This window comes from Variovorax sp. 10N412, assembly GCF_056394985.1.
Window position 1 is genome coordinate 202,020 of sequence record NZ_JBFTIO010000015.1, and the last position, 7,639, is coordinate 209,658.

The following is a 7,639-nucleotide window of genomic DNA, read 5'->3' on the forward strand; positions in this document are numbered from 1 at the left end:
GAGTACCCGACGGCCTGCGCACGATGAGGGCGGCTGTGGGGTTGGTGGGGCGAGCGCTGTGGCGGATTGCGGATGGACGTGAGGGGGCGGACTGCTGAGCGTTTTCGAGAGACGGGCGGTGGGCGAGCAGAAGTTAGAAGGCTGGTGTCGGCCGCGGTCGACTTTGCCATGACTTCGTTCCATGTTCGCTTCAGACTGGAGCCTGTCGGTGAGTGGATGCCTAGGGAGCGTCGACGCCCACGTTAGGCTGCGCTCGCGAACAATCTGAGGATAGCTCGCTGGGGTGCTGTTGCAGCAGCTCAAGGTCTGACCATCTTCAGCTCGCAGCTCGCTTGCCGCCATACTGAGCGCAATCCAACGGAGAAAAAAATGGCGGTGACAAACGAACTGGCTTTCCCGACGACCGAGGACCAGTTCGAGGAAATGTGCTTTCACCTCTATCGGAAAGAGTGGAGCGACCCTGGATGCACACGGCTCGGCGGTGTAGGCCAAGGCCAATTCGGTCTGGACATCATCGGCACAAGTGGCGCCCAGCAGATTGGCGTCCAGTGCAAGCACTACGTCAAGAAGCAGTTCACGCTCGCTACGGTGGAGGGTGACGTCGAGAAAGCCGACAAGGCTGGCATCGCCGTCGACCATGTCATCTTCGCAACTACGGCCGCCAACAAATCTGAACTGGTGCTCAAGGTCCGAGGGCTGAGCAATTCTCGTAAGAAGGCTGGCAAGTTCACCGTTTCAGTCGCCTTCTGGCAAGAGCTCTCCGGCATGCTCCGTCTGAACAAGGAGGTGGCGCGCGAATACATTCCCGGCTTTCCAGGTGGGACGCTGCTGCAGGTCAAAGAAGCAACTGAGATCACGCTGGATATTGTCAAGAGCAGCAGCGAACGCGACTCGGAGTTCCAGGCCGACGTTCGGAGTCAATTGGCTGGCATTACCGAGCACGTGTCCAGTACTGCGGCGGCCTCGAGCCTGCCGCAGTCGCAGGGCACAGAAGCTGAGCCCCTGATTGCCAAAAACCTCGACCTTGTTCGCGGCAAGTTGCTGGAAGGACGTCCGAGAGAAGCGGTTGAACTGTTGGAGTCGCTGGGAAACCCAGACCGCTTTCGCGACATCTACTCGCAATTTCGTTGGCACACAAACCGCGCTGCTGCGCACCTGCTTGAAGGCAAGAAGGCTGAAGCCGCACGAGAGTATTTGGCCGCGGCCGCGATTGACCCAAAGCTTGAGAAGGCTTGGAGCAATCGAGCCCATGCCCACCTGCTGCTGGACGACGCGGCAGCGTCACTTGCAGCCAGTCGCGAGGGGCTGCTGGCTTATCCCGAAAGCGCGCCACTGTGGGCGCTGCATGTTGGAGCAAAGCAGCTAGCGGGAGACGCCGAGCCTGACCAAAGCGTGCCTAAGCACATCCTGAAAACGTCCGACGTCAGATTCACGCTCTCGTATGTTCGATACAAGCAGGGGCGCCTAGAAGAGTCGCTTGACCTCATTCGCCTGTGCGCCGAAGGCGATGGATCGTCGCTGGAGGTTCGACGCAGCTACTTGGCAGCGGCGCTTACTTGGGCCACCGTGGACCCGGTCGCGGCGCACCACGACCAGTTGCTGCCGAAACAGCGAGAAGCGCTCGCGGATGCGTTGCGGTTGTTGGAGCCGCTGGAAGCAACGCTTGCCGCTCTCCAAGTTGACAGCGTTTCCGAGGAGTTGACCAACAACGTTTGCGTCGCCCTGCTGCTGACCAGAAACTGGGGTCGCGCACGAGCCATCGCCGCTACGGCGCTTGCGCGGCACCCGACATTGGAGGGCATTCTGCGCATTCGGGTGAACGAGCTCTCCGACAAGGAGGACTTCGCCGGGCTGCACAGACTGACTGACGGTCGATACGACGACCTGCCGACATCTACTCTTGCGGCCCTCGCCGAGGTCTCAGCGAACAAGGGGGACCTAGACTGGCATCAGGCCGTCATCGCGGACCTGGGAAAGCGCGAGCGCAGCGCGCATCAAGCCGCAGAGCTTCGGGCTCTGACCATTCACGCGCACTGGGAGGCAGGAGAAAAGGTCAAGGCAATTCAGCTCGCAAACGACTTCCTGGCAGAGCAGCCCGCCCATGCTCTGACGCATGTGCTGTTGTCGCGGATGCTACTTAAGCAGGGCAAGCTGCTCCCTGCAGCCCAACAAGCGGACTTAGCCATGGGCACGCTACAGCCCGACAGCTCCATGGGTGATGTCCTGCATGTGGCCGACCTGCTGTACGAGCGCAACCTCTACCCCGAAGCATCCGTGCTGTACGAGCGCATTGCGACCTCACCGGGCGCCAATTGGCTCACTCAGCGGTACTTAGTCTCCCTTATTGAAAGCGGTCAGCGGCGTAAGGCAAGCGAAATCCTGGAGACTCTGCCCGCAGACATTAGGAGCATGCCGGCGTTCCGTCGCATCGAATCAAACCTAGCTCGTCAGATGGGCGACTGGCCAAGGATGCGAGATCTGCTTAAGCAGGAGCTTGACAGAACTCCGACTGATTCCGGCATAGCCGTCGGCTATATAGGCGCGCTCCATCGCATCCCCGGCAAGAAAGATGCCCTCAAGACGTACCTCGCCAGTGACCCAATTTATGACAGTAGGCAGCCGTTCAACGAGGTCGAGGTAGCCAAGTACCAACGCGAGCATGGCTTTCCCGAGCTCGCACTTAAACGGCTGTATCGGCTATTCCGCGCGCATCCGAATGACTCTGCGCTTGGCGGCTACTTCTTGGCGCAGGTGTTGATTGGGAAGCTGGTGCCTGAGCTGGCGCAGGCGCCTGTTGTCGCAGGGGCAGGCGTTGTGGTCCATCTTCGTGCGGGTGTTGAAGCCCGCGACATCGCGATTGACTTCGATGAGGCAGTTGAGGGCGCCAGCTGGCCTGAGCTTGTGACGCCTGACTCGGACTTGGCCCGGAACCTCTTAGGCAAGGTCCTCGGTGACAAGGTGACCATTGGCAGAGGCATTGGGGACATCGAATACCAGGTTGCTGGTCTGTCGCCGTTGTATGCGTTCGCGGCTGGGAAGGTCCAGAAGCTCCTTGCCGAATCAGCTAACCCAGGCGGTCCGCTATGGGCCGTTAACCTCGAGAAGGCAGACGGGTCTCTTGACATTGAGCCGCTCCTAGCGATGACGCGACACAGGTCTGCCGGGATTGCCGATGCGCTCAAAAACTACTCACGACTTCGCTTTCCCCTGGCGACCCTAGCGAGACTCATTGGCACCGAGCCCCTCACGCTGATGCTAGGGTGGCCAAGCTCGAAGGCTTCTCTGTTTGTCAGCATCGGCACCCAGGAAGAACGCGATCAGGCGCTGGCCCTGCTGGTTAGCAGCGGCAAGCGCTACGTCATTGACCTACCTACTTTGGGCGAGCTCGTTGGAACTGGCGTATTCCGGGCTGTCGCCCCGCTTCTTGGGCGGCCCCTAGTGCCCCAAACTGCAAGGGAAGAACTCACCAACATCATCCAGTTCCAGGCCACCGCACCCTCGAAGATGTCGTTGCGAGAGGAAGATGGTCAATACATCCGCGAGGAAACAACGCAGGAAGAGCTAGATCGCGGACTGGCGTTGTTACGCGAGATGTTGGCGTGCATGGATCACCTTTGCGAGGTGACTCCAGTACTTGGTCCGAAGGCCATTACAGAGAACCACAGAATGCTGGAAGAGCTACTCGACAACGCGACACTTGACGCTGTCTACCTGGCCCTCGAGCGCGATGCCGTTCTTCTCAGTGACGATGGCGGGCTGCGACTGGCCACGCCGGCCGTGGGGCTTGTCGACTCGATGGCGGTGCAGCCACTGCTCATGCTTGCGAGGGACCGAGGCGCTCTTGCCCAAACAGCCTACGTCGACGTGGTGATGGGGAAGCTCGCCAGGAATCACGACTTCATCAGCGTCAGTACTGAGGATCTAGTCGCGGTGGCGCAGCGAGACATAGCCAACGTGGCTGCGACCGTGGTGGTCGCATTCAACACATTCCGAAGTCGAACTCTGGACCTTGCCTCGGGCCTGCAAGTTTGTGGAAAGTTCTTGGCAAGCATCGTGCCGCTGTGCCCGCCGACGGTTACGACGGAGTACTTTAAGCTGGCATTGGCCGCGCTGTTGCATGAGCGGCCGATGTACGCTGAGGCAGTTCACCGTGCATTGGCGGATGCGGTACGACACGCGATGGAAGGCATTCCCAAGAAAAAGACCCATCCCCTTCGGCGGGCGATGAACGTCCTTCTGAACTCTCCGGAGTCGCAACAGCAGCGCATTCGGATGGCCCCGGTGGCGCGCGCAGTGAAGGAGCTCCTCGATTCGTATAGAGCGGTTTGGTGAGCGCATGAACTGAGGACACGTTGGACTTGCTCAGGTCAGGATAAGCCCCTTCCAGCCACCTCCAATGACTGGTCTGGATTGGGGATCGAAATTCAGCGGCTGGATGCGATTGGCAACTTTCGCTGGCGGATGCTCGCATTGTCTGTCGATGATCAGCACGGAACACATAGCTGCCATTGAGGCCTAGCCCGTAAACCTCAATCGAACCGAATTCCCTCCATCGCGAAGACTTCAACCGTCGCACCCCAAAGAGCCGTTCCCCAGGCGGGCCGCGAAACTCGCAGCCCGCAGACCAGCCGCTAACCGCCAGTCTCAGGCGCCCTGAGTCGCGCCTTCTCGTTCAACTGAAACAGCTCCCCAGCCTTGCGCGCCAGTTCAGCCGCAAGCCAAAGCAGGTTGTCCAGTTGTCGAGGTCCGCTCCCGCTGCTCCAGTCGATGTCTTCCCCGTGGCAGACCCACAGGAGAGCTTCGAGTTGAGAGAGGGTATTTTCGAGACGATCCGCCGGGTCTTGGGCGTTGTCTTCGGAAGCTCCGGGCGTACGAGGCCGGGCTATAGTCTTGGTAGCCATTTTTGTGCGTTCCTTTCCAAGGTGATTGCACGGATTTGGTTAGACGGTCGGGGTGCTCGTAACACCCTGGCCGTCGCCTTTTGATACCTCGCATCTGCATCGCTGCTTTCGCACCGACAACCTGCCGCGAGGCAAGCAGCCTTCATACATTTCGGTGTGTGGGTGTGTGGCGCCTTTCTTCTTCCCTAGGTGGGATATCGAGTGACAGGGGCATCCACTTTAGAGAAGAGCGCTGGCGCAGTGGCCGTTTCTTGCCGCACGAAGTCTCGGCAATCGCCAACAAATGCAGCTTCCGCAATGCGCCGCGCGCGTGCCTCAGGGGCCGTGCGGTCTCAGTTCGCAACCGCGCTGAACGCGCAGGCCGATGGGGTGCCTTGCGCAGCGAAATAAAGGAGGAGGCCGAAGGCCGGGGGACATTCGCGGAGCAAGGTACCCCGTCGGCCTGCGCGCCCCCCGAACGCGAGCAAGAAAGACTCAGTTCATCCAGGACCGCGCCCGGTCCATATGCTCGCGGCACTCGCGCACCATGCGCTCCAGCAGCTCCGCGCAGGTCGGAATGTCGTCGATCAACCCGATGCACTGGCCCGCCGACACCACGCCGTTCTGCACCTCGCCTGACGCCAGCGCCGCCTTGCCGCGCGCACCAGCGACCAGCGGGCGCACCTCTTCGAACTCGCAGCCGCCCGCGCGGTTCTCCATCGCCACCACCTCTTCGGAGATGGCGTTGCGGAACACGCGCGCGGTGTTGCGCATGGTGCGAAACATCAGCTTCGTGTCGCGCTCGGTCGCGTCGACCAGCGCCTGCTTGATGTTGTCGTGAATGGGCGCTTCCTGCGTCACGCAGAAGCGCGTGCCCATGTTGATGCCCTCGGCGCCCAGCGCCAGCGCGGCGGCCATGCCGCGCCCGTCGGCAATGCCGCCCGACGCGATGATCGGAATGCGCAGCTTGCGCGCCGCAATCGGCAGCAGCACCAGGCCGGGCACGTCGTCCTCGCCCGGATGGCCCGCGCACTCGAAGCCGTCGACCGACACCGCGTCCACGCCATTGCGTTCGGCCGACAGCGCATGGCGCACCGAGGTGCACTTGTGCACGATCTTCACGTCATGGCGTTTCAGCGCCTCGATGAAGTCCTTCGGGCTGTTGCCCGCGGTCTCCACGATCTTCACGCCGCTGTCGATGATGGCCTGCACGTACTCGGCGTACGGCGGCGGCTTCACCGACGGCAATATCGTGAGGTTCACACCGAAGGGCTTGTCGGTCATCGTGCGCATGCGCGCAATCTCGTGGCGCAGGTCGTCGGGCGTGGGCTGCGTCAGCGCCGTGAGCACGCCAAGGCCCCCGGCGTTCGACACGGCCGAGGCCAGCTCGGCGTGGCCCACCCATTGCATGCCGCCCTGGATGATCGGGTAGCGAATGCCGAGCAGCTCGGTGATGCGGGTCTTCATCGGCGCAGCCTCTTACAGCGCCTTCACCAGCTCGGGCACGGCCACGAACAGGTCGGCGACGAGGCCGTAGTCGGCCACGCTGAAGATCGGCGCTTCTTCGTCCTTGTTGATCGCGACGATGACCTTCGAGTCCTTCATGCCGGCCAAGTGCTGGATGGCGCCCGAGATGCCCGCTGCGATGTACAGCTGCGGCGCAACGATCTTGCCGGTCTGGCCCACTTGCCAGTCGTTCGGGGCATAGCCTGCATCGACGGCTGCGCGGCTGGCGCCCAGGCCCGCGTTGAGCTTGTCAGCGAGCGGCGCCATCACTTCGGTGAACTTCTCGGCGCTGCCCAGGGCGCGGCCGCCCGAGACGATGATCTTGGCGGCGGTCAGTTCGGGGCGTTCGCTCTTGGTGACTTCACGGCCGACGAAGCTGCTCTTGCCGCTGTCTGCGACGCCTTCGGCGGTTTCGACGGTTGCAGTGCCACCGGTGGCCGCTGCAGCATCGAAGCCGGTCGTGCGAACCGTGATCACCTTGGTGGCGTCGCTGCTCTGCACGGTGGCAATGGCGTTGCCGGCGTAGATCGGGCGCTCGAAGGTGTCCGGACTGTCGACCTTGGTGATGTCGCTGATCTGCGCCACGTCCAGCTTGGCCGCCACACGCGGGGCCACGTTCTTGCCGTTGGCGGTCGAGGGGAACAGGATGTGGCTGTAGTTGCTGGCAATCGCCAGAACTTGGGCAGCAACGTTCTCTGCGAGGTTCTCGGCCAGGCTAGGGCTGTCCGCAGCGATGACCTTGGTCACGCCTGCGATCTGGGCTGCGGCCTTGGCAGCTTCAGCGGCGTTCGCGCCAGCCACCAGCACATGCACTTCACCGCCGCAAGCCAGCGCGGCAGTCACGGTGTTCAAGGTTGCCGGCTTGATGCTGGCGTGGTCGTGTTCGGCAATAACAAGTGCGGTCATGTTCAGATCACCTTCGCTTCGTTCTTCAGTTTGTCCACCAGCGCTGCGACGTCAGGCACCTTGATGCCGGCACCGCGCTTGGGCGGCTCCGAGACCTTCAGGGTCTTCAGGCGGGGCTTCACATCGACGCCCAGGTCTTCAGGCTTGAAGGTGTCCAGCTGCTTCTTCTTGGCCTTCATGATGTTCGGCAGCGTCACATAGCGCGGCTCGTTCAGGCGCAGGTCGGTCGTGATGACGGCCGGCAGCGTGAGGGTCAGCGTTTCCATGCCGCCGTCGACTTCGCGCGACACGGTGACCTTGTCGGCGGCCAGGTCGACCTTCGAGGCGAAGGTGGCTTGCGGCAGGTC

General features: G+C 61.9%; 4 protein-coding genes. 1 reads left to right on the forward strand and 3 read right to left on the reverse strand.

Annotated elements, in window-relative coordinates:
* Positions 1 to 369 precede the first annotated feature (369 nt).
* Positions 370 to 4,332, forward strand: coding sequence for a PIN domain-containing protein (locus AC1DJH_RS26645; RefSeq protein ID WP_478187774.1), 3,963 nt, complete (start codon positions 370 to 372; stop codon positions 4,330 to 4,332).
* Between the two features lie 1,043 nt (positions 4,333 to 5,375).
* On the opposite strand, the gene AC1DJH_RS26650 is transcribed toward AC1DJH_RS26645, so the two are convergent.
* The 3 genes from AC1DJH_RS26650 to AC1DJH_RS26660 form a co-directional block, all read right to left on the reverse strand.
* Positions 5,376 to 6,347: an NAD(P)H-dependent flavin oxidoreductase gene (locus tag AC1DJH_RS26650; protein ID WP_478187775.1), complete on the reverse strand. Its 972-nt coding sequence runs from the start codon at positions 6,345 to 6,347 to the stop codon at positions 5,376 to 5,378.
* Between the two features lie 12 nt (positions 6,348 to 6,359).
* Positions 6,360 to 7,292 (reverse strand): electron transfer flavoprotein subunit alpha/FixB family protein, encoded by a 933-nt coding sequence (locus AC1DJH_RS26655; protein ID WP_435437974.1) that lies wholly within the window; start codon positions 7,290 to 7,292, stop codon positions 6,360 to 6,362.
* A gap of 2 nt (positions 7,293 to 7,294) precedes the next feature.
* Positions 7,295 to 7,639 (reverse strand): electron transfer flavoprotein subunit beta/FixA family protein (locus AC1DJH_RS26660; protein WP_478187776.1); only part of this gene is annotated, 345 nt, incomplete at its 5' end.

Coding starts and splice junctions, on each gene's coding strand:
- AC1DJH_RS26645 (WP_478187774.1), top strand. CDS start 370: ATGGCGGTGACAAACGAACTGGCTTTCCCGACGACCGAGGACCAGTTC.
- AC1DJH_RS26650 (WP_478187775.1), bottom strand. CDS start 6,347: ATGAAGACCCGCATCACCGAGCTGCTCGGCATTCGCTACCCGATCATC.
- AC1DJH_RS26655 (WP_435437974.1), bottom strand. CDS start 7,292: ATGACCGCACTTGTTATTGCCGAACACGACCACGCCAGCATCAAGCCG.